Source organism: Apibacter sp. wkB309 (assembly GCF_002964915.1).
In the GTDB taxonomy this organism is placed as follows: Bacteria; Bacteroidota; Bacteroidia; order Flavobacteriales; family Weeksellaceae; genus Apibacter.
The window spans coordinates 112,179-137,664 of the sequence record NZ_PSZL01000003.1; the positions used below are offsets into that span (position 1 = coordinate 112,179).

General features: G+C 31.4%; 24 protein-coding genes and 1 other RNA gene. 14 read left to right on the top strand and 11 right to left on the bottom strand.

The features are described from left to right. Positions 1 to 16 precede the first annotated feature (16 nt). The 7 genes from atpG to C4S75_RS03700 all read right to left on the bottom strand — a co-directional run bounded on the left by atpG (position 17) and on the right by C4S75_RS03700 (position 5,300). Positions 17 to 886 (bottom strand): ATP synthase F1 subunit gamma, encoded by an 870-nt coding sequence (gene atpG / locus C4S75_RS03670; protein WP_105296975.1) that lies wholly within the window; start codon positions 884 to 886, stop codon positions 17 to 19. A 21-nt stretch (positions 887 to 907) separates the two neighbouring features. Continuing rightward, positions 908 to 2,485, bottom strand: coding sequence for a F0F1 ATP synthase subunit alpha (gene atpA / locus C4S75_RS03675; RefSeq protein WP_105296976.1), 1,578 nt, complete (start codon positions 2,483 to 2,485; stop codon positions 908 to 910). A gap of 35 nt (positions 2,486 to 2,520) precedes the next feature. Further along, complete coding sequence (gene atpH, locus C4S75_RS03680; protein ID WP_105296977.1) at positions 2,521 to 3,063, bottom strand: ATP synthase F1 subunit delta; 543 nt, start codon at positions 3,061 to 3,063, stop codon at positions 2,521 to 2,523. 1 nt (position 3,064) lies between these two features. Beyond that, on the bottom strand, positions 3,065 to 3,559 hold the full coding sequence (locus C4S75_RS03685) for a F0F1 ATP synthase subunit B (RefSeq protein WP_105296978.1): 495 nt from the start codon (positions 3,557 to 3,559) through the stop codon (positions 3,065 to 3,067). A gap of 114 nt (positions 3,560 to 3,673) precedes the next feature. Further along, positions 3,674 to 3,871: an ATP synthase F0 subunit C gene (atpE, locus tag C4S75_RS03690; RefSeq protein ID WP_055425716.1), complete on the bottom strand. Its 198-nt coding sequence runs from the start codon at positions 3,869 to 3,871 to the stop codon at positions 3,674 to 3,676. Positions 3,872 to 3,890: 19 nt separating this feature from the next. Then, positions 3,891 to 4,997 carry a F0F1 ATP synthase subunit A gene (gene atpB / locus C4S75_RS03695; RefSeq protein WP_255410576.1) on the bottom strand — a complete coding sequence of 369 codons (1,107 nt, stop codon included), beginning with the start codon at positions 4,995 to 4,997 and terminating at the stop codon, positions 3,891 to 3,893. A gap of 108 nt (positions 4,998 to 5,105) precedes the next feature. Then, entirely contained in the window at positions 5,106 to 5,300 is a 195-nt protein-coding gene (locus C4S75_RS03700; protein ID WP_105296980.1) for an AtpZ/AtpI family protein, read from the bottom strand. A gap of 195 nt (positions 5,301 to 5,495) precedes the next feature. On the opposite strand from C4S75_RS03700, the gene C4S75_RS03705 reads away from it, so the two are divergent. The 4 genes from C4S75_RS03705 (at position 5,496) to accC (ending at position 8,191) form a co-directional block, all read left to right on the top strand. Further along, a complete protein-coding gene (locus C4S75_RS03705; RefSeq protein WP_105296981.1) occupies positions 5,496 to 5,975 on the top strand; it encodes a DUF177 domain-containing protein in 480 nt (159 codons plus the stop codon). Between the two features lie 33 nt (positions 5,976 to 6,008). Next, positions 6,009 to 6,209, top strand: a complete 201-nt coding sequence (gene rpmF, locus C4S75_RS03710; RefSeq protein ID WP_055425712.1) for a 50S ribosomal protein L32 — start codon at positions 6,009 to 6,011, stop codon at positions 6,207 to 6,209. A gap of 123 nt (positions 6,210 to 6,332) precedes the next feature. Further along, positions 6,333 to 6,806 carry an acetyl-CoA carboxylase biotin carboxyl carrier protein gene (gene accB, locus C4S75_RS03715; protein ID WP_105296982.1) on the top strand — a complete coding sequence of 158 codons (474 nt, stop codon included), beginning with the start codon at positions 6,333 to 6,335 and terminating at the stop codon, positions 6,804 to 6,806. Positions 6,807 to 6,832: 26 nt separating this feature from the next. After that, complete coding sequence (accC, locus tag C4S75_RS03720; RefSeq protein WP_105296983.1) at positions 6,833 to 8,191, top strand: acetyl-CoA carboxylase biotin carboxylase subunit; 1,359 nt, start codon at positions 6,833 to 6,835, stop codon at positions 8,189 to 8,191. 104 nt (positions 8,192 to 8,295) lie between these two features. Here the strand turns inward: accC and C4S75_RS03725 are convergent, their stop codons facing one another. The 3 genes from C4S75_RS03725 to C4S75_RS03735 are packed head-to-tail and all read right to left on the bottom strand — an operon-like array spanning position 8,296 to position 10,848. Beyond that, positions 8,296 to 8,853: a hypothetical protein gene (locus C4S75_RS03725; protein WP_105296984.1), complete on the bottom strand. Its 558-nt coding sequence runs from the start codon at positions 8,851 to 8,853 to the stop codon at positions 8,296 to 8,298. Between the two features lie 5 nt (positions 8,854 to 8,858). Beyond that, positions 8,859 to 10,277, bottom strand: a complete 1,419-nt coding sequence (locus tag C4S75_RS03730) for a CCA tRNA nucleotidyltransferase (RefSeq protein WP_105296985.1) — start codon at positions 10,275 to 10,277, stop codon at positions 8,859 to 8,861. A gap of 7 nt (positions 10,278 to 10,284) precedes the next feature. Beyond that, positions 10,285 to 10,848 carry an L-threonylcarbamoyladenylate synthase gene (locus C4S75_RS03735; RefSeq protein ID WP_255410577.1) on the bottom strand — a complete coding sequence of 188 codons (564 nt, stop codon included), beginning with the start codon at positions 10,846 to 10,848 and terminating at the stop codon, positions 10,285 to 10,287. A gap of 211 nt (positions 10,849 to 11,059) precedes the next feature. On the opposite strand from C4S75_RS03735, the gene secD reads away from it, so the two are divergent. The 3 genes from secD to C4S75_RS03750 all read left to right on the top strand — a co-directional run bounded on the left by secD (position 11,060) and on the right by C4S75_RS03750 (position 15,037). Then, positions 11,060 to 13,927, top strand: coding sequence for a protein translocase subunit SecD (secD, locus tag C4S75_RS03740; protein ID WP_105296986.1), 2,868 nt, complete (start codon positions 11,060 to 11,062; stop codon positions 13,925 to 13,927). A 262-nt stretch (positions 13,928 to 14,189) separates the two neighbouring features. Continuing rightward, entirely contained in the window at positions 14,190 to 14,483 is a 294-nt protein-coding gene (locus C4S75_RS03745) for a twin-arginine translocase TatA/TatE family subunit (protein WP_255410578.1), read from the top strand. Next, the gene (locus tag C4S75_RS03750; RefSeq protein WP_105296987.1) at positions 14,483 to 15,037 is read left to right on the top strand and encodes a phosphatase PAP2 family protein; all 555 of its coding nucleotides are present in this window, start codon (positions 14,483 to 14,485) and stop codon (positions 15,035 to 15,037) included. Before C4S75_RS03745 ends, C4S75_RS03750 begins: the two co-directional genes overlap by 1 nt. A 38-nt stretch (positions 15,038 to 15,075) precedes the next feature. Here the strand turns inward: C4S75_RS03750 and C4S75_RS03755 are convergent, their stop codons facing one another. Next, complete coding sequence (locus C4S75_RS03755; protein WP_105296988.1) at positions 15,076 to 16,308, bottom strand: nucleoside permease; 1,233 nt, start codon at positions 16,306 to 16,308, stop codon at positions 15,076 to 15,078. 521 nt (positions 16,309 to 16,829) lie between these two features. On the opposite strand from C4S75_RS03755, the gene ffs reads away from it, so the two are divergent. The 7 genes from ffs to rpmH all read left to right on the top strand — a co-directional run bounded on the left by ffs (position 16,830) and on the right by rpmH (position 24,921). Then, positions 16,830 to 16,927: signal recognition particle sRNA small type (ffs, locus tag C4S75_RS03760), an RNA gene on the top strand. A 64-nt stretch (positions 16,928 to 16,991) separates the two neighbouring features. After that, positions 16,992 to 18,644 (top strand): CTP synthase, encoded by a 1,653-nt coding sequence (locus C4S75_RS03765; protein WP_105296989.1) that lies wholly within the window; start codon positions 16,992 to 16,994, stop codon positions 18,642 to 18,644. After that, positions 18,622 to 20,475, top strand: coding sequence for a membrane protein insertase YidC (gene yidC / locus C4S75_RS03770; RefSeq protein WP_105296990.1), 1,854 nt, complete (start codon positions 18,622 to 18,624; stop codon positions 20,473 to 20,475). The genes C4S75_RS03765 and yidC overlap by 23 nt, the downstream gene beginning before the upstream one ends. A gap of 100 nt (positions 20,476 to 20,575) precedes the next feature. Beyond that, positions 20,576 to 21,970 carry a class II fumarate hydratase gene (gene fumC / locus C4S75_RS03775; protein ID WP_105296991.1) on the top strand — a complete coding sequence of 465 codons (1,395 nt, stop codon included), beginning with the start codon at positions 20,576 to 20,578 and terminating at the stop codon, positions 21,968 to 21,970. A gap of 361 nt (positions 21,971 to 22,331) precedes the next feature. Further along, positions 22,332 to 23,324, top strand: a complete 993-nt coding sequence (gene pfkA / locus C4S75_RS03780) for a 6-phosphofructokinase (RefSeq protein WP_105296992.1) — start codon at positions 22,332 to 22,334, stop codon at positions 23,322 to 23,324. 48 nt (positions 23,325 to 23,372) lie between these two features. Further along, a complete protein-coding gene (gene gap, locus C4S75_RS03785) occupies positions 23,373 to 24,383 on the top strand; it encodes a type I glyceraldehyde-3-phosphate dehydrogenase (protein WP_105296993.1) in 1,011 nt (336 codons plus the stop codon). A 382-nt stretch (positions 24,384 to 24,765) separates the two neighbouring features. After that, a complete protein-coding gene (rpmH, locus tag C4S75_RS03790) occupies positions 24,766 to 24,921 on the top strand; it encodes a 50S ribosomal protein L34 (RefSeq protein ID WP_055425699.1) in 156 nt (51 codons plus the stop codon). Positions 24,922 to 25,486: the final 565 nt, after the last annotated feature.

The window sequence follows — 25,486 nt, forward strand, 5'->3', positions numbered from 1 at the left end:
ATATAATTTTAAAATCTTAATTTTCTAAGGCTTGAGCTCCACTAACAATTTCAATTAATTCATTGGTTATGGATGCTTGACGAGCTTTATTATACGATATGGATAGTTGATTTTTTAATGCTTTAGCATTGTCTGTGGCAGCCTGCATAGCAGACATTCTTGCTCCATGTTCTGCAGCATTTGAATCCAATATCGCTTTAAACAGCTGAGTTTTTAATGAAGTGGGAATAAGATGTGTTAAAATACTTTCCTTAGAGGGTTCATAAATATAATCGCTAACTGAGGAAGAATCATTGATATTTTTAGAAAGTTCAATTGGTAGAAATTGTTCGACTTGTAAAAGCTGAACCACCGCATTTTTAAATCGATTATATACCAATTCAATTTGATCATATTCACCATTTAAAAACAACTGCATAAGTTCTTCAGATATTTTAGAAGAATTTTCATAGGTTGGCGCATCCCATATAGAACTGCAATTTTTATATATGGATACTGATTTTTTTAAATTTTCATATCCATTTTTTCCTATTGTTAAAAGGTCAACTTGAGTATTTTTATAGTCATTTTCCAATAGATTTTTAACAGCTTTAACTATAGTAGAGTTAAAGGCCCCGGCAAGTCCTTTATTGGAAGTAATGACAACTAATAAAACCTTTTTAAGTTCTCTCTTTTTAGTATATTCAGCACCACCGGAATCTGAATCAAGAAAAGGACTAACATTTGATAATAATTCTTGCATTTTTTCTGAATAGGGGCGTAGTCTTAAAATAGCATCTTGCGCTCTTTTCAGTTTAGATGAAGAAACCATCATCATTGCACTTGTAATTTGCATAGTCGAATTTACAGAGGCAATTCGGTTTCGTATTTCTTTTAATGTTGCCATTTTCGAGAATATTCTTTTTATTTATGAATAATTTTTTACCACTCCGGCTATTATCGTATCTAAAGAAGAAGTAATTGAATCATCTATTTTACCTTCTTTTAAACTTTTTAATAAATCGGCATGTTGAGTTCGTAATGTTTCCGTTAAATTTCTTTTAAAATCTTGAACTTTATTGACAGGAACTTCACGTAATAAATTTTGAGTTCCTGCATATATAATAGCAATTTGTTCTTCAACAGGCATAGGTGAGTTAACGGACTGTTTTAATATTTCAACGTTTCTCTCTCCTTTTGCAATAACAGCGGCGGTAGCCGGATCTAAATCGGAACCAAATTTTGCAAATGCTTCCAATTCACGGAATTGTGCTTGGTCAATCTTAAGTGTACCGGACACCTTTTTCATAGGTTTAATCTGAGCAGCTCCACCTACACGTGATACAGAAATACCAACGTTGATCGCAGGTCTTACCCCGGAATTAAATAAATCCGATTCTAAAAATATTTGTCCGTCTGTAATAGATATTACATTAGTAGGAATATACGCAGAAACGTCTCCTGCTTGAGTTTCAATGATTGGTAGAGCTGTTAATGATCCGCCTCCTTTAACTTTACCTTTTAAAGATTCCGGTAAATCGTTCATCGTTGAAGCAACCTCATCATTATCAATAATTTTAGCAGCTCTTTCTAATAAACGGGAATGCAAATAAAATACGTCTCCCGGATACGCTTCACGTCCCGGAGGTCTTCTTAATAATAAGGAAACCTCACGATAAGCAACTGCTTGCTTAGATAGATCGTCGTAGATAATTAATGCAGATCTACCGGTATCGCGTAAAAATTCTCCGATGGAAGCTCCGGCAAATGGAGCATAAACCTGCATAGGAGCAGGATCAGAAGCGTTTGCGGCAACCACAACCGTATAAGCCATTGCTCCTTTGTCTTCTAATGTTTTAACAATTTGCGCAACTGTAGATGCTTTTTGGGCAATAGCTACGTAAATACAGTATACGGGTTTGCCTTGATCATAAAATTCTTTTTGATTTAGAATCGTGTCAATGGCTACTGTAGATTTTCCGGTCTGACGGTCACCAATAATTAATTCCCTTTGGCCTCTACCGATAGGAATCATAGAGTCTATAGCTATAATACCGGTTTGCAAAGGTTCATTTACGGGTTGGCGAAATAATACACCGGGTGCTTTTCTTTCCAAAGGCATTCTGTATAATTCTCCGGAAATCGGACCTTTACCGTCTATTGGAGCACCTAAAGTATCGACAACTCTTCCTATCATCCCTTCACCCACATCGATAGATGCAATCGTTTTAGTTCTTTTAACAATATCTCCTTCTTTAATACCATTGGATTTACCCAAAAGTATTACCCCTACATTATCTTCTTCTAAATTTTGAACCATTCCTTCCAATCCATTGGAAAACTTAACAAGTTCTCCTTGTTCTGCGTTACTTAGTCCATATATACGGGCAATACCATCTCCAACCTGTAAAACAGTCCCCACTTCTTCTAAGGAAATATTTTGATCGAAATTTGATAATTGCTGTTTTAAAATTGCAGAAACTTCTGCTGGTTTTATATCTGCCATTGTGGTCTTTTTATTTATAAGTTATAGCTAAAAAATTAAAATATTTTATTACTTAATTTTTTTTGAATATTAGTTAGTTCGGATTTTACGCTTGCATCGATTTGTTGATCATCCATACGTAAAATATACCCTCCAATTAGAGATGCATCTATTTTATTTTCAATAATAGCTTTTTCTTGATTAATTTTTGGGAATGAATTTAAAATTTTGCTTACGGTATCTTGATCTAATGGTACAGCAGAAATAATTTCTACGCGTTGTATGCCATTATATACATCGTGTAATTCCAAGACTTGTTGTGCTATTTCCAATAAATCATTTTCTCTCTTATGTCTTACTACTAAAGTAATAAAATTACGAGAAGTAGGAGAGAAGGATTTGAAAATTTCGTTTACGATATTAATTTTTTTATGGGTTTCAATTATAGGGGAATTTAAAAAGAATTGAAAATCTTTATTTTGATTGATTATATCAATTAAAGATTTCATCTCTTTAATAATAGTTTCACTTTCATGTAAAGATAGGGCATATTCCCATAAACCCGTTGCATAGCGCTTAGCAAGTCTAACTACTGACATTTTAGTTTAATTTTGCTTGGTTTACTAATGAATCAATAAGCTTTTTTTGTTCTTCAGGAGAAGATAGTTCCTTTTGAAGAACTTTTTTTGCTATATCAACGGATAAATCTGCCACTTCACTTTTTATTTGATTGATCGCAGATATTCTTTCCGCATTAATGGTTTCTTTAGCTGATTGAATAATTTTATTGCTTTCTGCAGTAGCAGCATCTTTGGCATCGTTGATAATTTTATCTTTAATTTCACGGGCTTCTTTAAGAATGGCTTCACGCTCCATACGAGCTTCTTTTAAAATTTGCTCATTTTGAGAGGTTAATTTAGCCATCGCTTCCCGTGCATTTTTAGCTTCATCCAAAGATTTCTGTATTGAGTTTTCTCTATTTTCTAAAGCTTTTAAAATAGGTTTCCAGGCATATTTTCCTAAAATTATTAATAAAACTATAAAGGAAATAGTCATCCAAAATATTAAACCAATTGAAGGAGTTAATAAATCCATATTTTATATCTTTTTTAACTTTTTATGATAAGAGTTTAAATAAATGCTTTTCTAATTAAAAGAAAACTCGAATAACCAACCGTTATCATTTCGAGTTTTCTGTTATTTTTCTTCTTATTTAATCAAAGATACCACAATTGCAAATAAAGCAACTGCTTCAACTAATGCAGCTAAGATTAATGCAGAAGCCTGAATTTTTCCTTGAGCTTCAGGTTGTCTTGCAATAGCCTCCATCGCTTTTCCACCGATAAGACCGATTCCAATTCCTGCTCCAATAGCAGCTAAACCTGCTCCAATTACTGACATTCCCATGTTTACTATATATTAAAAATTAATGTTCTTCGTGATTATCTTCTGTTGCCATACCGAAATATAGTGCAGAAAGAGTTGTGAATATATATGCTTGTAAGGCTGTTACTAAAATTTCAATTACACTTATAAAGACTACTGCAATTATAGATACAGGAGCTACAAAATAAGATTTAAATATAAAAATTAATGAAACTAAACTGATAATAATAATGTGTCCGGCGGTTATATTAGCAAATAATCGAACCATTAATGAAAAGGGTTTGGTAAAAATACCGATAACTTCAATGGGTGCTAAGAATAATTTCATCGGGACAGGTACGCCGGGAGTCCAAAATATATGTTTCCAGTAATTTTTATTTCCACTAATATTAGTAATTATAAAAGTAATAACAGCCAATGTAAAAGTAACAGCTATATTTCCTGTCAGGTTTGCTCCAAATGGAAAAAATGGAATTAACCCCATAACATTGTTTAACCATATAAAGAAAAATACAGTTAACAAATAAGGCATATATTTTTTATATTTTTTTTCTCCGATATTTGGTATAGCTATTTCATCTCTTACAAATACAATCAAAGGTTCAACAACGGCAGCTACACCTTTAGGAACTCCGGTATAAGATTTCGATTTATAATATCTGGCTGCTGAAATAAATACAATTAATAAAATCCCAAGGGAAAGCCACATAGAAAATATATTTTTAGTAATTGAAAAATCCCAAGGAGCTTTATTGATAGGATGATGTTGATCGTCCAAGTGAACAATTTGGGATGACTCTGTTATATATTCCCCCGATGCATTTTTTTTGGTATTAGCATAATATATTTTTTCATGAAATTTAATAAATCTCATGCCTTTTTTCTCTACCACTACTTCTCCATTATCATTTCCTTTAAATTCTTTAGAAGAAAACAGTACTAATCCATTATCAGTCCAGAGGATTACAGGTAAATAGAGAGTAACATCATCGCCCCATATTTCAAATTGATGAGAATCCTTAACATGGTGCATGGCAGTTTCAGTAGGATTAAATGTTTCTGAATCATTACTTTTAGTAGTACCCTCAGCAAAAGTGAAATTAAAGGTAAAAATTAAGACTAAAAAGCTAAATGCAAATTTTATCATATTTTTCTGATTCATGTATATGCAAATATAAATATTTTTAAAACACATTCCATGTGTATGATTTTTATCATATTTTAATGTTTGCTATCAAAGAAAATATGATTTATATTATTTTTGTTTTCTTGATACTTGGCGGATTATATTGATGAGTCCGATTCCTATTCCTAATAAGCTGAAAATTATTATAAATAAAGGTTTCATAGAAAGATATTTTTCATCTAGATAATAACCAATTCCCGTGAAAATTAATATGGTTACCATGAGTTGAAAACCTAACCCTGAATAAAATGCATAATCTTTCATTGATAATTATTCTCTAACAAATTTATAAATTTTCAAAAGAATAATTATAAATATATACTAATAATAAATAAATTAGATAAATTTATTTTTAATATACATTATATGGCAGTTTAACTAAATATCTTACATCCAATTAAAAATAAATTAAAAATTTGTAGTTTTAATAACTAATACTTAACTTTGCAAACCATATTTATGGAAAGGTTACGCAATTATGATATTTTATTTTCATCATTAAAGCTTGGAAACCATAGCTTTAAGATGAGTATTGAGCAGCCATTTTTTGAATTGTTTGATTTCATACAGGAGTTTAAAAGTCCTAAAATTGAGGTTGAAATTGAAATTATAAAACATTCTTCTTTTTTAGAATTAAAAGTAAAAACAGAAGGTGTTGTAGTTTTAGAATGTGATATATCCGGAGAAGAATATGAGCAAGCCGTTAAAAATGAAATCAAAACATTAGTTAAATTTGGAGAATCTTATGATGATAGTAATGAAGAAGTTTTAATTTTACCTTTAGGTTCTCATAGTATAAATGTGTCTCAATTAATTTATGAAAGTGTGCTTTTATCCATACCTATGAAACATGTTCATCCTAAATATTCCGAAGGATATGAGGACGAACATACCCACTTACTTGAAAAGTATGGCCTGTCTGATGAAGAAGGCGAATAAAATATAAAATAAAAAAATATTTAAGGAAGAATTATGGCACATCCTAAAAGACGTCAGTCATCTACAAGAAGAGATAAAAGAAGAACTCACTATAAAGCGTCAGTTCCTCAATTAGCTAAATGTTCAACAACCGGAGAATTGCACCTGTTCCATCGTGCATACTGGCATGAAGGAAAATTATACTACAGAGGAAAAGTAGTTATGGAAAAGGCTGTTGAAGAAGTTGAAGAGTAAATCTAAGTTAGTTAGAATCTAAAAATATAATACCATTTAATTTATTAGTTAAATGGTTTTTTTCTGTATAAAATTAATTTATTTCCTTTACATTTGGGAAAATTTAAATAAAAGCTCTAGCTCATGGACATTAAAGACATTCAAAATTTAATTAAATTTGTATCTAAATCAGATGTTGCAGAAGTAACATATAAGACAGAAGAATTTGAAATTTCCATTAAAACCAAAAGTGGTTCAGTAGTATATACACCGGAAGTTTCCCAACCAATACAAGCTGTGACAAATCATCCGGTAGCTTCTTTGCCAACTGTAACTAACCAATCAGTAGCTACCCAGAACGATGAAGATACATCTAAGTATGTAACTATAAAATCTCCAATGATTGGTACATTCTATAGAAAACCTTCCCCTGATAAAGAAGCATTTGTTAATATAGGAGACACCATTAGTGCAGGCAGTATTGTTTGTGTGATAGAAGCAATGAAATTATTCAATGAAATAGAATCAGAAGTTTCAGGAAAAATTGTTAAATTTTTAGTTGATGATGCTTCACCCGTTGAATTTGACCAACCTTTATTCTTAGTAGATCCATCTTAAATAATCAAAATTAAAAGTTAAAGTGTATGTTTAAAAAAATTTTGATTGCTAATAGAGGAGAAATCGCTATGCGAATTCTTAGAACAGCAAAAGAAATGGGTATAAAAACGGTTGCTGTTTACTCTACGGCAGATGCTAAGAGCTTACATTTACGATTTGCCGATGAAGCAGTATGTATTGGACCTTCATCAAGTAAAGACTCCTACCTAAAACAATTGAATATTTTAGCAGCTGCAGAAGTTACTAATGCAGACGCTATTCATCCGGGATATGGTTTCCTTTCTGAAAATGCTAATTTTTCCAGATCTTGCCAAAAGATGGGAATTAAATTCATCGGTGGTACTCCTGAAAATATAGAAAGAATGGGAGATAAGGCTTCTGCAAAAGCAACCATGAAAGAGGCGGGAGTTCCCACTGTACCGGGTTCAGACGGTTTAATAAAATCGTATGAAGATGCTGTTAAGATTGCTAAAGAAATAGGATATCCTGTTATGCTTAAAGCAACAGCCGGAGGTGGCGGAAAAGGAATGAGAGCTATCTGGAAAGAGGAAAACCTTAAAAGTTCTTGGGAATCTGCGGTTCAAGAAGCCGAAGCTGCTTTTGGCAATGGGGGTATGTATATGGAAAAGCTTATTGAAGAACCCAGACATATTGAAATTCAAATAGCCGGAGATAAATATGGTAAGGCTATCCATCTTTCTGAAAGAGATTGTTCAGTTCAAAGACGTCATCAAAAATTAGCAGAAGAGACGCCTTCTCCATTTGTTTCAGAAGAATTACGTAAAAAAATGGGTGAAGCGGCGGTAAAAGCTGCTGAATATATAGGATATGAAGGAGTAGGTACAATTGAATTCTTAGTTGATAAATATGGTAATTTCTATTTTATGGAAATGAATACGAGGATTCAAGTTGAACATCCGATCACTGAACAAATTACCGACTTAGACTTATTAAAACTTCAAATAGAGTTAGCAGCAGGTGCTAAAGTTCCTAAAAATAATTTTTATCCACAAAGACACTCCATTGAATGTAGAATTAATGCAGAAGATGTTTACAGTGATTTTCGCCCATCACCCGGAAAAATAGTTACCTTGAATATTCCCGGAGGTAATGGAGTAAGAGTTGATACACATGTTTATTCAGGATATACAATTCCACCTTTTTATGATTCTATGATTGCTAAATTAATAGTAACAGCTCCTACACGAAGTGAAGCTATTATTAAAATGAAGAGAGCATTGGATGAATTCTATATTGAGGGGGTTAAAACTACTATTCCATTACATAGACAGCTTATGGATGATCCAAATTTCTTGAAAGGAGATTATACGACCAAATTTATGGAAGATTTTGTTTTGGATAGAAAATACGAATACGATTTATAAGCTATATTATTAGTAAATTAATATATGGAATTTATATGTGAAAATTTATAAATTTAAAATAAAAAAAGGAAATTAAATAAAATTTAATTTCCTTTTTTTATTTTCTATAATTCATCCTCGTCTAGAAGCTCGTCATCATTATACGAATCATCGTCATCGTCGTCATAGGAATCATCATCGTCATCAAATTTAATGTTCATGTCAACATCACCCACATCACTGAAATCGTCAATATTTGATGGTGAAGTAAACTTTTTATCAGGTGCTTTTAAAGGCATTTTACCAAAACGATACACCGTTAACGGATAAACACCTATCGCTTTTCTATCAATAATTTCTAATAATTCAACGTAAAAAGACCACATTTTCATAAAGTCATAAACAAATAACATTTTATCTCCGACTTTTGTAAAAACTTCTTTAATATATACGTCTGACATGGTCTCACCTTCGCCATCTTCATCCATATCTTCTAAAGGAATCTCTGTGCCTTGAGTCCAATTATCATCAGACTTATAAAATGAAGCTAACTCGTCACCTTGTAGACTAAAAGCACTTTTAATGCCTTCATATAAATTCCACAACGTTTGCAAATCTTTAATCTCAATGTCTCGAAAAACGTCCCCTTCTGTTTCAAGAATTACTCTAATCTTATAAATCATATAGTCTAGTTTTTACGTTTTAAATTTAATTTTTTTCCTAATTGTAACATATAGTTGTATGAGTTTTTATAGTCGTTTGTAATAGTGCCTTCTAATATACCTTCTTTGATTGCTTCCTTAATTGTTCCAATTTGTTTTCCCTCTATAATTTCGAAAGCTTCCATAATATCATGTCCGGTAATAGGCGGTTGAAAATTTCTTATTTTATCTTTTTCTTCTACTTCCTTTATTTTTTCTTCAACGTAATCAAAATTTTGCTTGAAACGTGTTTGTTTCTTTATATTCTTTGTTGTAATATCAGCTTTGCAAAGTAAAAATAAATCTTCCAAATCATCACCCATATCAAATAATAATCTTCTCAAAGCACTGTCCGATGCATCATCTGTAATAAGTGATATGGGACGCGAACTATTTTGAACTAGTTTTTGAACATATTTTAAGGGATCGCCCAGAGGTAATTTTAATCTTTTAAATAGGGAAAGTACCATCTTACTACCCACAAATTCATGAGAATGAAATGTCCAACCTATTTTTTTATCAAATTTTTTAGTTCGAGCTTTACCGATATCATGTAATAAAGCAGCCCATCTTAACCATAAATTGGTTGTAGTTTTACTAATATTGTCAACAACTTCAAGAGTATGAAAAAAGTTATCTTTATGTTTTTGTCCCTCAACTTCTTCAATACCCTGCAAATCGGTTAGTTCCGGTAAAAATCGTTGTAAAAGATTTGCTTCATATAATAATTTCAGACCAATACTAGGTTGAGGAGACATCATAATTTTATTAAACTCATCCGTAATTCTTTCCTTTGATAAAATATCAAATCGTTCTGCATTTTCTTTAATCGCAAGAAAAGAAGATGATTCAATAGTAAAATTTAGCTGAGTTGCAAATCGTATGGCTCTAATCATTCGTAAGGGATCGTCTGAATAGGTAATTTCAGGATCTAAAGGCGTACGAATGATTTTTCTTTTTAAATCTTCTAATCCATTAAATGGATCGACCAATTCTCCGAAATTTTCTTCATTTAAGCTTATCGCTAATGTGTTAATAGTAAAATCCCTTCTATTCTGATCGTCTTCTATAGTACCCGTTTCAACAAAAGGTTTTCGGCTATCAAAAGAATAACTTTCTTTTCTCGCACCCACAAATTCTACGTCATAATCCTTAACATGGATCATAGCGGTACCAAAACGTTTAAAAACGGATACTTTGGGTTTTGAATGTAATTTATCCGCAACGGATAAAGCTAATTCTATACCGCTACCTTCAGTTACAATATCAATATCTTTAACTTTCGGTCTTTCCAAAAGGAGATCACGAACAAAGCCTCCGATAACATAAGTTTGTTGTTTTTTGTCCGAAACAACATGGGTTATCAGTTTAAAAATAGGATTTTGTATTGCGTGGCTTAAATTCATTTAGTATTTATTCTCTAATTACTTTAATTCGTCCATCCTCAGATAGTTGAATTATGGAAGAAGATGCAAATTGCATATTTTCTTCGTGGCGCAAATTTATTATATAATCCACACCTTCCAAAATTTTGCGAGAAATTGATGAAAAATTTTCCGGTGATGGTTCACCACTGATATTAGCAGAGGTTGACACCAAGGGTTTATTAAGTTTTGAAATTAATTTTTTACAAAAGGGATCCTGCGTTAAACGAATTCCTATAGTATTTTCGTCAGAAATCAATAGAGCAGGCAAGTTTTGGGGGTTATCATATATTATGGTTAATGGTTTGTTTGCTAAATCAATCAAATCCCAAGCCAATGAAGAAACATTAACATATTCTTGAAGCCTTCTTTCTGATTCTACTAAAATAATTAAATTTTTAGATTTATCCCTATTTTTTAATTTGAAAACTTTTTCAATGGCTTCCTCATTGGTTGCATCACATCCAATCCCCCAGATGGTATCGGTGGGATACAGAATAGTTCCTCCTTTTTTTAAAATTTCAACTGCTTTTTCAATTTCTTCCTTTTCCATAATTGTTTAAAATACAAATATAAAACGGCAAGGTTTTATAAAAATAATTTTTGCACTTTTTATTTATAAGTTTATTTTAAAATTTTATGCATATTATTGAAAGTATTTATTTTAATGAGCAAAAAAATATATAAATAATTGCCAGTCATCAAATAGACTGTTATATTTGCAAACCAAATAAAAATACATTATTTATAATTAAAACTTACCAATGAAAGGAAAAGGACTTGTTAAATTTTTTGCAATTGTTCTTGGGTTAATATGTTTGGCGGAATTGTTTCCAACATTATATGTTAACCGTATAGAATCTAAAGCAAACAGTTTATCTAACGGAACGGAGGCGAGTAAAAAAGCTGAGCTTGATAAATTAGCTAAAGATACTTTGAATCTCGGAATAGTTAAGATGAATTATTATGATGCCAAGAAGAATGAAATGAAGTTAGGATTGGATCTTAAAGGCGGATTGAACTTATTATTAGAAATTTCCGAAAAAGATCTATTGTTGGATTTGGCAGATAATTCAGAAAATCCGGTTTTTAGAAAGGCTTTAGATATAGCTACTTCGGAGGAAGTGAAATCCAGGGATACCTATACAGCTAATTTTTTTAAAGCTTTTCAAACGGCTAAAACAGAATTAAATCAGCCGGATTTAAAATTATCCAGTCCTGATGTTTTTGGTACTAGAGATTTATCCAATCAAATTCAACATAACACAACAGACGAGCAAGTTGAAAAATATATCTCCGGAGTTATTGAATCCAAAGTGACTAAAGCAATAGATGTAATAAGAGCTCGTATCAAAAAACTAAACATTGATGAACCCAATATTGCGCGAGTACCCGGAACCGGTAGAATATTAGTGGAATTACCGGGAGTTACTGATGCTGATCGTGTAAAAAAATTACTTCAGACTTCTGCGAGATTAGAGTTTTGGGAAGTGTATGATCAACCTATCGCATGGTCCTATCTAATGGATGTTAATCTAAAAGTTGCTAATAACAAATTAACTCCTTTATTGAAACCTTCTAATAGATCTAATGCGTTAGCAGTTGCTAAATTATCTGATACAGCAGCAATTAATAAAGTTATATATTCAGATAAAGCTAAAAAATTATTACCGATTGGTTTACGATATATAAAATTATTATGGGCTTCTAAACCGGATTCCCAATCTAACAACGAGTTAGAATTATATGCCATTCGTGGAACTAAAAATAACAAAGCTCCTTTAGTCGGAGCAGTTACTGAAGCAGGTTTAACTTTCGACCAATTCAACAGAATACAAATAAGTATGCAAATGGGACCTGAAAGTGCATTGGTTTGGAAAAATATGACTGAAAAAAATATTGGTAAACCCATTGCAGTTGTTCTAGATGATGTAGTTTATACTGCTCCTAATGTCAATTCAGTAATTCCTAACGGTCAATCAGTTATTAGCGGTAATTTTACAGAAAGAGAAGCTAACGATTTGGTTGATGTTTTAAAATCCGGTAATCTACCGGCAAAAGCAAAAATTATCCAATCAGAAATTGTAGGTCCAACCTTGGGTCAACAATCTATAAACAATGGATTGATTTCTATAGTTGTTTCCTACTTGTTTATTTTAGGATGGATGATTTTTTACTATGGAAAAGCAGGTTTATACGCGAATATAGCTCTTATATTAAATTTATTTTATTTAATAGGTATTATGGCTTCCACGGGTGCTGTTTTAACTCTTCCCGGAATAGCAGGGATAGTACTTTCTATGGCAATGGCAGTAGATGCTAACATTATTATTTTTGAAAGAGTTAAAGAAGAGCTGAGAAGAGGAAGACCTCTAAAACAAGCATTTATTGAAGGACAAAAACATGCTTTGGCAGCAATTATTGATGGTAACTTAACTACATTAATTGTGGGTATTGTGCTTTTATTTAGCACCGGACCGATCAAAGGGTTTGCGGTTACCTTAGTTATAGGTATTTTCTGTACCCTATTTACTGCAATATTTATAACCAGTATGCTTATTTATGGTTCTATGGAAAAAGGTAAGAACTTCTCTTTAGCTACAAGCATAACTAAAAACTGGTTTACCAATGTTCATTTTAAATGGATGGAAAAAAGAAAATATGCTTATATTTTCTCATTGGTTATTATGGTTATTGCCTTGGTTTCCATGTTCACCAAAGGTTTTGATAAAGGGGTAGATTACACAGGAGGAAGAACTTATGTAATTAAACTGGAAAAAAATATTTATCCGGAAGAAGTAACAGAATCATTAGAAAAATTATTTACTACAGACGGAGAATCTTCAAATATTAATGCTAAAAAATATGGAGAAGGTAATCAAGTAAGAATAACTACTAAATATGGAATGGATAGTAATGATCCGAATATTGATGTGGTAATTCGTGAAAAATTATATACAGGATTAAAAAATTATCTTCCGGCTAATTATTCTAAAGAAAGTTTTGTAAAAGGTACTCCTTATGGAATTCAATCAAGTTCTGAAGTTGGGCCTACAGTAGCCAGTGGGATCGTTAGAAATGGAGTTATAGCCGTATCTATTGCTTTAGCAGGTATTTTCATTTACATTTTGGTACGATTTAGAAATTGGCAAATGTCAACCGGTGCGGTTGCTGCCTTATTACATGACTCGATAGTGGTAATGGGTGCATTTTCCGTATTAAGTTGGCTAAAAATCATACCTTTTTCTGTGGAAATAGATCAATCCTTTATTGCAGCTATTTTAACTATTATCGGTTATTCAATTAATGATACCGTAATTGTATTTGATAGGATTAGAGAAAATAAGAAAAATAATGCGCACCATTTAATGACTTTAGAGGAATTGTATAACGATGCAATTAACCATACTTTAGGAAGAACTATAAATACGGGTGTTTCTACAATTATGGTAACAGTTATTATCTTCTTCTTCGGAGGTGAAACTTTACAAGGATTTATGTTTGCACTATTTTTAGGATTTACATTTGGTATGTATTCATCTATATACATAGCATCATCTTTATCTTATGATTTAACCAAATATAATTATGATAAAGAACATTCAAATACGAAAGTACCCACTATAAAATAAATATTTTATGTTGTAATAAAAAAGGTCTTGAATTTCAAGACCTTTTTTTATAAACAATATGTAGAGGGTAAGTGAATTTTGGATTTTACAGGATTGTTAAGCTTAAAATGATATTTCACACATAAAAATTCTCATTTATTATTTAAAATTATTATTATAAGTACATATTAGAATTTAATTTGTTTTAATACGTTAAATTCATTTAAAATCGGACAATACATATGAGAAAGTTGTAAATTTGTAAAAAATAAATGTAGATACCGTGAGTTTTGGAGAAATTATAGTTATACTTTTAGTAGTGGTCTTATTGTTTGGACCCGATAAGATTCCTGAAATAGCAAGAGGGTTAGGGCATGGGGTACGTGCCATGAAAGATGCCACCGATAATATTAAAAGAGAAATCATGTCTCAAGTTGATGACAACGGATCAGTTAAGGAAATTGAAGATGAAATAAATGAGGCCAAAAAAAGTATGGATAAAAAGGTAAATGAGGCTACTGATCATTTAAATGATTTTATGGACGATACGTTTGACGGTCCTGTAAAAAGAAGTTAATGGATAAAATTATAAAATGGGATGAAGAATTATTTTTATATTTAAATAATTTAGGAAGCCCAAAATTTGATGCTTTTTGGTTATTTATAACTAATGAATACTATTGGATTCCTACTTATTTTTTAATATTTTTAATTATTTTAGAAAAATATGGATGGAAAAAAGTTCTTTTAATAGGTTTAAGTATTGCTTTAATGATTTCTTTAACCGATTCTTTATCCTCATTGGTTAAAAATTGGATTCAGCGACCAAGACCTTGTAGAAATCAGGAATTAGAAGGGGTTTTTAGGCTAGTGATTGAAAAATGTAGGGGTTCCTATTGCTATTTTTCTGCACATGCTGCCAATTCTTTTAGTTTAGCTACCTATCTAACTTTTCTTTTTAAAAAAGAATATAAATATTCATCCATTTTATTATTCTCTTGGGCTATTTTGGTATCTTATAGCAGAATATATGTAGGAGTACATTTTCCTCTGGATGTTCTTTCAGGAGCATTTGTTGGAGTTTTAATAGGTTGGTTATTTACTAAAACGCAAAAATATATTCTTAAATAAAAATATTTTTAATAGACCATTTTGAAAATATCTAATTCCTAAGAAGATTTTTTAGGGTTAAATACAAATGGGAAAATGATAAAAATTGTTAGAGAATAAGCTGCAAAAGTAAACCAAACATATGGCCAGTTAGTAATGCCATTGACTGTAAAATGTTCAACTACCCATCCACTACCGTAGCTTCCTAAAATAGCACCCAGTCCGTTCGTCATAATCATAAATAACCCTTGAGCGCTGGAACGCATACTTTTATCAGTTTCTTTATCTACAAACAAAGATCCTGAAATATTGAAAAAATCGAAAGCCATTCCATAAACAATCATGGATAAAATTAAAAGATAAATTTTATTAGCCGGATTTCCTAATCCAAACAGTCCGAAACGTAGAAACCATGCAAACATACTTATCATAATCACTTTTTTGATTCCAAATTTTTGTAAAAAGAAAGGTATTAATAAAATACATAAAGTTTCAGAGATTTGTGATATAGAAAGTAATAAATTAGGATGTTTAACGCCAAAAGAATCGGGATATGTGGATTTAAAACTATCTAAAAAAGGACCTCCGAAAGCATTGGTTATTTGGAGTGAACAACCTAACAGCATGCAAAAAAAGAAAAATATAGCCATTTTCCTATTTTTCAATAAAACAAAAGCATCTAGACCTAATGCATGTACTAATCCTTTGTTATTAACATTTTTAGTTGGAGGTGTAGCCGGCATCGTAAAGGAATATAAGGCCATAATAATTCCGGCTCCCGCACTAATGAAAAGTTGAACAGAACTTCTGGCAAAACCTAAGAAATCAACCGTCCACATAGCTGCAATAAAACCTATGGTTCCCCAAACTCGTATAGGAGGGAAGTCGGTAACTGAATTTAAACCATTTTTTTCAAGAGCATTATAAGAAACAGAATTAGTCAATGATATGGTTGGCATATAAAAGCAAGTATGCAAGAATAGCAAAAGATAAAATATATGGTATTCTTTAACTTGAGAAGCCATGAAAATAAATATGGCAGCTAGAATATGACTTATACCTAATAATTTTTCAGCATTTATCCATCGGTCGGCAACTATACCCAATAAGCCGGGCATAAAAAGAGAAGTAAATCCCATAGTTGCAAATAAACTTCCAATTTGGATTCCGGTAAATCCTAAACCACCCTCAGTTATAGGTAATCCGGCATATCCTCCCAAAGATATTAACCAAGAACCCCAAATATAATATTGAAGAAAAACAAGAATAATTAGCCGCAATTTTATGCTCATTTTGTTTAGTATTTTGATCAGTAGCTAATATAGTAATTATTTTTTTTGATTAAGATAAATAAGAGTATGATATTTTGATTCATAATTGATGAACAAAAAGTATATTTATACTTCTTTTAAATAGCTTTAATTAAAAAATTTTAAATTAATATATCATAAGTGTTATCTTTTATATAAAAGGATAATTTGATGCAAAAGAAATTTAAAATAATATATATTAGGTTTAGTGAAAATTGACTTAAATTATTTATTCAATTGATGCAAATTAAATTAGTGAATTTTATAAACCCTTTACTTGAAATTTTTATATTAATAATTAACATTTAGTAAATAATCTTCATCAAATTTCAAAAAGACAAAATAATATATAGCACCTAATGTTGTAAAGTTGTAAATAGGATTATTCTTACTTGAAATCAGTATTTATTTTTAATATAATGATTCAAAAAGTGCTGAAAAAAAATATTATTCAAAAAAGCCTTATAATTTTGTATTATTTATAAAAAGTTATACTTTTGCACCGGCAAGTCCTGCACAACCAGCTCCTGTGAATCCTCCAGGGTGGGAACGCAGCAAAGGTAAACGGTTGTAGCGGTGTGATGCAGGTAGCTTGCCTTTTTTTATTGGTACTGACTGAACTATTCTAAACTATATAAACTAAATTTTTTCTAAACTTTAAAATTATGTCTGACCAATCTTCTCCAAAGTATATATTTGTTACAGGTGGTGTTACTTCTTCACTTGGAAAGGGAATTGTCGCTGCATCTTTAGGAATGCTTTTAAAAGCCAGAGGTTACAAAGTAACCATTCAAAAACTCGATCCGTATATTAATATTGATCCGGGAACTCTAAATCCCTATGAGCATGGAGAATGCTATGTTACTGAAGATGGAGCTGAAACTGATTTAGATTTAGGGCACTACGAAAGATTCTTAAATAGTCCTACCAGCAAAGACAACAATGTTACTACCGGAAAAATTTACCAAACAGTTATTGATAAAGAAAGAAGAGGAGACTTTTTAGGAAAAACTGTACAGGTAATCCCTCATATTACTAATGAGATAAAAAGAAGAATTAAAATATTAGGTAAAAAAGGAGATTTTGACATCATTATTACCGAAATAGGAGGAACGGTAGGAGACATTGAATCTTTGCCTTATGTTGAAAGCGTACGTCAATTACGTTGGGAATTAGGATATCAAAATTCGATTGTGGTACACCTAACTTTAATTCCATATTTAGCAGCCAGTGGAGAGTTAAAAACTAAACCATCTCAACATTCCGTACGTCAACTTATGGAATATGGAGTACAAACCAATTTTCTGGTATGTAGGACAGAATGCTCAATATCTAAAGAAGTACGCTCCAAATTAGCATTATTCTGTAACCTTAATATTGATAATGTAATTGAAAGTAAAGACCTTCCTACCATTTATGAAGTTCCTTTATATCTGCAGAATCAGAATTTTGATGCATTAGTGTTAAAAGAATTAGGTTTATCCACAGATAAAAAACCGGATTTAAAACAGTGGAATGATTTTCTGGATAAATATAAAAATCCAAAGAGTAATGTTGAAATAGCTTTAGTAGGAAAATATGTATCTCTTCAAGATTCCTATAAATCTATTGTAGAAGCTCTAATACATGCAGGAGCCACTTTAGAAACTAAAGTAAATATTCGTTGGATATACAGCGGAGATCTTACCTATGAGAATATTTCCGATAATTTAAAAGGTGTGGATGGAGTTATAATAGCTCCCGGTTTTGGAGATCGAGCAATTGAAGGAAAAATTATAGCCTGTCAATACGCTAGAGTTAATAAAATACCTGTATTAGGAATCTGTCTAGGTATGCAAATTGCGGTCATAGAATTTGCTAGAAATGTACTTGGTTATAAAGATGCAGATAGTGTTGAATTTAACTTGCATACTTCAGCTCCGGTTATCTGTTTAATGGAAGAACAAAAAAATGTCACCAATAAAGGAGGTACTATGAGACTGGGAGCTTGGGCATGTAAACTTAAAAAAGGCTCTATAGCAGAAAAAATCTACAATGCACAAAATATAGAAGAACGACACAGACATAGATACGAGCTTAACAATGAATATATAAGTGAGTTTGAAAACAATGGTTTAGAAGCCATTGGAACTAATCCTGATACAGGGTTGGTGGAAGTTATACAAGTAAAAGATCATCCATTCTTTATAGGTGTACAATACCATCCGGAATATAAAAGTACAGTAGCTTCTCCCCACCCATTATTTTTAGCATTAGTTAAAGCATCTCAAAATTATCAGATAAACAAAGTAAAGAATGCAACAGGAAAGCAAATTTGATAAAAACCAGCTGATTGGTTTTATTCTTATAGGGATTATTTTAATTGGATTTTTGATTTATTCCAATAATCAACAAAAACAGGCGATAGATGAAGCCCAAAAATCCGAACAGCAACAAATCAAATATGAAAATATCTCTCAGAATACCAATGATAAGTCAGCACCCGTAAAGTTAGACTCACTTGCTCAGGCTAAGGTAGAATTATTACCTTTTTCAAATGATGAAATAGAAGTTAAAGTCAGCACACAAGGAGCTCAACTACGTGAAGTACGTTTAAAAAAATGGACGGCTTATGATAAGGACACAACTCTTCACAAAAAACCTTTATATCTTGTAAATAATGAAAATACCGATTTCAATATTTCATTTAAAGATAAGGCTGGTAAAATAATTAATACCAGAGATTTGGTATTTACACCATCAACGGAAGGAAATGTAACCGTTTTAACTGCGAACTTAGATAATACGAGTTTTATTCAATTCCGTTATGCACTAAAAGGAAAATATTCCTTAGATTTTCAAGTAGTATCGAAAGGATTATCAAAAATTACCTCTCAGCAAGATGCCGAATTATATTGGAATCAAAATGCGATCGCTCTTGAAAAAGGTAAATCACAAGAAACCACCTATACGGAGTTTAGATACAGTTTAAACGATTATTCACAAACTGATTACGATACAAACGGATTTACAGAAGATAAAGACAAAATAGATTGGATTAGTGTTAAACAACAATTCTTTGCAACTATTTTAGAAGCACAGAACGGATTTTACAAATCCAAAGGAACACAAGAAGCAGAAAGAGATAACCCTGATTATCTTAAGAATTTTAAGTTTACAAGTATAGTTCCTATCCAACAAGGAGAAATTAATCAAAAATATACATGGAATTTTCTACCCTTAGATTATGATCTATTGAAATCTTACAAAGCAGATAACGGAGACAGTAAACAGTTTTCATACAACATTCCATTTGGATGGATGAAATGGCTTTGTATATTTTATTTATGGATTTATGAATTTTTATCAAAATTCGGTATTGCAGCAGGTTGGATAATTTTCTTAATGACTATCGTGGTAAAATTAGTTACCTCTCCTATTATGTATAAACAATACATTCAAGGAGCAAAAATGCGAATTTTAAAACCGGAAATAGACGAATTAAACGAAAAACACAAAAATTCAGATCCGATTAAAAAGCAACAAGCTACGATGGAATTATATAGAAAAGTAGGGGTTAATCCTTTAGCAGGATGCTTACCGGCATTAATACAAATACCTATTTTCTATTCATTATTTAGATTTTTCCCGAATAATATAGCCTTAAGAGGACAGTCTTTCCTTTGGGCAGATGATCTTACCGCTTATGATTCTATTTATGAATGGACAACACATATTCCGATTTTATCAAGTATTTACGGAAATCACATAAGTCTTTTTACGATATTATACTGTTTAGTATTATTAATTTACACTAAAATGTCAACCTCTACTATGCAGGCACCTACACAAGAAGGAATGCCGGATATGAGGTTTATGATGTATTTGATGCCGGTTATGTTTATATTTTGGTTAAATTCATATGCATCAGGTCTCTCTTGGTATTATTTAGTATCCAATGCTATAAATATACTTTTAATCTTATTGATTAAAAACTTTATGATCAATGAAGAAAAGTTGCATGCTAAGATGCAAGAGAACAAAACAAAGCCGGGTAAGAAAAAAAGTAAATGGCAGCAAAAAATGCAATCCATGTTGGAACAAGCCCAAGAGCAACAAAAACAGATTCAAGAACAAAAAATGAATCAAAATAAAAATAAGAAAAAGTAAATCAATCCTTATAATATAAGTAATAAAATCAGCCTTTTTGGCTGATTTTTTATTTTTGTATGATTTTTGAAAGATTCATATAAAATAAAAAAACATAACCATGAATTACCGTACAGAGAAAGATACTATGGGAGAAGTACAAGTTCCCGCCGATAAATATTGGGGTGCCCAAACAGAAAGATCAAGAAATAATTTTAAGATTGGACCGGAGGCATCTATGCCCAAAGAGATAATTGAAGCATTTGCCTATCTAAAAAAAGCGGCCGCATATGCTAATACTGATTTAGGAGTATTACCTTCAGAAAAAAGAGATTTAATAGCCAAAGTATGTGATGAAATCAGTAAAGGAGAATTAAAAGACCAATTCCCGCTAGTTATATGGCAAACCGGTTCAGGAACTCAATCCAATATGAATGTCAATGAAGTAATATCTAATCGAGCATTGGTATTAGGTGGAGGTAAACTAGGTGAAAAGAGTCCGATTCATCCTAATGACGATGTAAATAAATCCCAATCATCTAACGATACCTTCCCAACAGCAATGCATATTGCAGCCTATAAAAAGGTTGTAACACATACCTTACCGGCAGTTGAAAAATTAAGAGATACATTGTTAAATAAATCAGAGAAATTTAAAGATGTAGTAAAAATAGGAAGGACCCATTTAATGGATGCCACCCCTTTAACCTTAGGACAAGAATTTTCCGGTTACGTTGCTCAATTGGATCATGCTATTAAAGCTATAAAAAATACCCTGACGCATTTATCAGAATTAGCTTTAGGAGGAACAGCTGTAGGGACAGGATTAAACACTCCTAAAGGTTATGATGTCAAAGTTGCAGAATACATATCTAAATTTACCGGATTGCCATTTGTAACTGCACCCAACAAATTTGAAGCATTAGCAGCTCATGATGCAATAGTTGAAACACACGGAGCACTAAAACAATTAGCCGTTTCACTGTTTAAAATAGCTCAAGACATACGATTACTTGCATCCGGACCTAGAAGCGGAATAGGAGAATTGTTTATACCGGAAAATGAACCCGGATCTTCCATTATGCCGGGCAAAGTAAACCCTACACAAAATGAAGCAATGACGATGGTATGTGCTCAAGTATTGGGTAATGATACAACTATCTCTTTTTCCGGTACACAAGGAAACTATGAACTCAATGTTTTTAAACCGGTTATGGCCTATAATTTTTTACAATCTGCCCAACTATTGGGAGATGCTTGTAAATCATTCAACGATCATTGTGCCATCGGAATTGAGCCTAATTATACAAGAATAAAAGAACTCGTTAATAATTCCTTAATGTTAGTGACAGCCTTAAATACACATATAGGGTATGAAAATGCTGCCAAAATTGCAAAAACAGCACATAAAAACGGAACAACACTAAAAGAAGAAGCGATTAATTTAGGTTTAGTGACTGCCGAACAATTTGATCAATGGGTTAGACCGGAGGACATGGTAGGAAGTTTAAAATAATAAATTAAAAATTTATGAAAATCAACATAAATGATTTTTTATTTTACGACTACGAAGCTGTATAAATGTTGTATTATAAAGGAATATGGTATTATTTTTGATATATAAAATTGTAAATTATCAATACAATTTATTATACTAAAAACTTCCTAATATATCTAATTTAAAATGTGGATATAAAATAAATAGGTTACCTTAAAATTAAAGGTGATAGCTACAAAATTAAGAAAAAATTAATTTTAAATCAATATAAAATCACATGATATATATTTTATTATATATATCCTTTTCTTAATGCATAATCCACAAATGATTAGTATATTTGTATGATCTTAGAATGTAAAAATCTATATAAAAAAACATGTCTAAAAACACAAATAAAATTAAGAAAATAGGTGTCTTAACCTCAGGAGGAGATTCTCCGGGGATGAATGCTGCCATAAGATCAGTTGTAAGAGCAGCTAATTATTATGGAATAGAATGCTGTGGAATACGAATGGGATATGATGGACTGATTAATGATATGGTTGTTGATTTAGGTCCTCGTTCAGTAAGAAATTTAATAAATAGAGGAGGAACTGAACTCAAATCTGCACGTTCCGATGAATTTAGAACTATTGAAGGAAGAAAAAAAGCAGCAGAAACAGTAAAAAAACATAATATAGATGCATTAGTAGTAATCGGAGGAGATGGATCATTTACGGGTGGAACTATTTTCCAAAAAGAACAAGGAGTACCCTTTATTGGAATTCCCGGAACTATCGATAACGATATATTCGGTACAGATTTTACCTTAGGTTATGATACCGCATTAAATACCGTCGTTGATGCAATCGATAAAATCCGAGATACAGCAACTTCGCATAATAGAGTTTTCTTTGTAGAAGTTATGGGAAGGGATGCCGGATTTATTGCTTTAAACAGCGGCATAGCTACCGGAGCATTGGATATACTTATACCTGAACAAAAAGATAGTATTGAAGATTTATTTTCTTCTTTTGACAATGCAAAACAAAAAGGAAAAACATCCAGTATTGTAGTAGTAGCTGAAGGAGAAAAATTAGGAGGAGTATATGATTTGGCTAAATTTACAAAAATGAAATATCCTGAATTTGACGTTAAAGTTACCGTTTTAGGTCATATTCAAAGAGGAGGATCTCCTACAGTTGCCGACAGAGTGCTGGCATCAAGATTGGGTGTTGCTGCAGTTGAAGGATTAATGGCGGGTAAATCTAATGTAATGGCAGGAATGCAATCAAGCAAGATCGTTTTTACTCCTATAGAAGAAGCAATTAAAAAACACAATGAAATAGATAAGGATCTTATAAAAGTAGCAGATATCTTATCTACATAGATAAAATAAAAAATTAATTTAGAAACAAACTTAAAAAAGTAAAGTATTATGTCAAAAATTAAAATTGGTATCAATGGTTTTGGTCGTATAGGACGATTAGTATTTCGTGCGGCTCAACATAATGAAAATATTGAAGTTGTAGGAATCAATGACCTTATTGATGTTGAATATATGGCTTATATGCTAAAATATGATACTGTTCATGGTAAATTCGATGGAACGATTGAAATTAAAGATGGTAAATTAGTAGTAAATGGAAATGCAATTAGAGTAACTGCTGAAAAAAATCCTGCAGATCTTAAATGGGGTGATATCGGAGCAGAATATATAGTAGAATCAACAGGTTTATTCCTTACAAAAGAAAAAGCACAAGGACACATCGACGCAGGAGCAAAATATGTAGTTATGTCTGCTCCATCTAAAGATGATACCCCTATGTTTGTATGCGGAGTAAACGATAATACCTATGTAAAAGGTACTCAATTTATTTCTAACGCATCTTGTACAACAAACTGTATATCTCCGGTAGTTAAAGTATTACATGAAAAATTTGGTATTTTAGAAGGATTAATGACTACAGTACATGCTACTACTGCTACTCAAAAAACAGTTGACGGACCATCAGCAAAAGATTGGAGAGGAGGTAGAGCAGCTGCAGGAAATATAATTCCATCTTCAACCGGAGCTGCTAAAGCAGTTGGAAAAGTAATTCCTTCTTTGAACGGAAAATTAACAGGTATGGCATTCCGTGTACCAACCCTAGACGTTTCAGTAGTTGACTTAACAGTAAATTTAGCTAAAGAAACAACTTATGATGAAATCTGTAAAGCAATGAAAGAAGCATCAGAAGGTGAATTAAAAGGAATTTTAGGATATACCGATGAAGAAGTTGTTTCTTCTGACTTTATTACAGATCCACGTACATCAATCTTTGATGCAAAAGCAGGGATACAATTAAGCCCTAAATTTGTTAAAGTAGTAAGCTGGTATGATAATGAGTGGGGATATTCTAACAAAGTTGTTGAATTGATTCAAAGAATTGCTAAAATTAACGGGTAATATTCATATTACTACTTTATAATGAATTGAAAAAGCTATCATTAATGATAGCTTTTTTTATTGATAAGTATAAAATTGATTTCACGACAATAAAATATAAATTACCTTAATATAAAAGAACCAATCAAGATTTATTCTTTCTTGACAGAACAAATAAATATATCAACTAAGAAGAAGTTTACTATATAGTAACATTTGTCATGTAAAGTGAAGAAATAACCTACAATAACCTTGTTTATGACTATAAACCTATAACTACCTTACGGTTACACCTAAAATTTTTTACACAAAAAAACAATTAAAAGTAGGAATATAAAAAATAAATGCTATCTTTGCAACCTCGAAAAAGATTAACGAATATAAAGATATAAGATAACAACCGATGAAACGTACATTTCAACCTTCAGAAAGAAAGAAAAGAAACAAGCATGGTTTTCGTGAAAGAATGGCATCAGCTAACGGAAGAAAAGTCTTAGCAAGACGTAGAGCAAAAGGAAGAAAGCAATTAACTGTTAGCGAATACAGAGCTAAAAGATAATCTGCTAAACATATCTGAAAAATTAAAAAGACTGCTATGATAAATAAGCAGTCTTTTTTGTTATATATAGTTTATATATCTTTTTAGGTTTAATTTTATATATTAGTTTATTTAGCAAAAGACTTTAATAACTTGTTCGATAAATATTATTATAAATTACAAAACAAAAAGCTATTCAGTTAAAGTAATAGTAAAGTGCACAATCTACCTATATATTATATATAAAAAAAGTACTAGAATAAAATCAATAGCGGATACGAATACAAAACTAACAATATAAATATAGAGTATACAACCTATAAAGATGATAAACTAGAAAAGAAGAAGAACAAGCCAAAAAGCTCCAATACGAATGATCAGGAGAGAAGCAGGAATAAATATAAAAAAAAATTAAAAAAAATTTAGGAGCTTAAGGGTTTGATATACAGTATATTAGTAATAAATTAGGAAAAAAGATTAAAAAAAGATTACAAAAAAACTTGCGGGGAAAGAAAAAGTAGCTATCTTTGCACCCGCAAGTCAGGAACAACGAAAGAGAAAAATAGAAGAAGAGAGACCTGAGAAG